Source organism: Acinetobacter sp. V2 (assembly GCF_001188385.1).
GTDB classification, from domain to species: Bacteria; Pseudomonadota; Gammaproteobacteria; order Pseudomonadales; family Moraxellaceae; genus Acinetobacter; species Acinetobacter oleivorans.
Genome location: NZ_JZFB01000003.1, coordinates 246,536 through 247,311, shown reverse-complemented (window position 1 = coordinate 247,311; position 776 = coordinate 246,536). Strand labels below are relative to the sequence as shown.

Below are 776 nucleotides of genomic sequence, written 5' to 3'. Positions count from 1 at the left end.
CAACTTCTTGTTTAATCTCAGATAAGTTGTCGCGATTTAAAACTGTAAAATAACCAGTTTGCTGTAAATGTGTCTCAAGAATAGTTTTTGCTTGTCCGCCTAGACGGTCTACATTGTCAGAGAAAACACCTCTCATATAACTAGAGCGATTATCAAATTTACCAATAGAAACTGGAGCTTTTACTCCCGTATATTTAATTTGTGATGTAGCTACAGCCACTTGTGGGCTTTGGATCGTTCTTGAAGTTTCAGTAGTTGAACAGGCAATTAAACTGAAAGAACTTAACGTAGTAATGATTAATATTTTTTTCATGTTTACTCTATAATGGTTACAAAATATAAAGAATACATATTATATACAAAAAGACCATCAAACAATCCAACAATTTAACCATTAAGTAAAAATACTATTTTTATTTTATGGAGGTTTAATTAATGAAAACTCCTATTGTTATAAGAGCTTTTCGAGTTTAGTTAAAGTGATATCTATCTGAAAATATTAAAAGTAATTTTACAAAATATTATAAATTTGGAAATAAATTGGACCGCTATTATTACTGGCTTTAGGTAAGATTTTTGGTATCTTTTATTAGCTCTGTTCTCATCACACCTTCCCGAAAGTAATGAAAATAATCTAATAATTTTCCCCTTTCATCTGGCTTATTTGGATCTAAAAAAACATCTTATCGCGTCTTTCTTAATCTTATCATTTCCAATATTCTATTCAGGGCAAAATCCATCTATACCCCTAAAACAGAAAAAATTTGCACTTAACC

At 29.8% G+C, this 776-nt stretch carries 1 protein-coding gene; it reads right to left on the bottom strand.

The window, feature by feature from the left end; genetic code table 11:
* Nucleotides 1–313, bottom strand: a 313-nt coding sequence (locus tag UC75_RS21465) for a CsgG/HfaB family protein (protein ID WP_322842900.1), incomplete at its 3' end; no start/stop codon positions are given.
* Between the last annotated feature and the right edge of the window lie 463 nt (nt 314–776).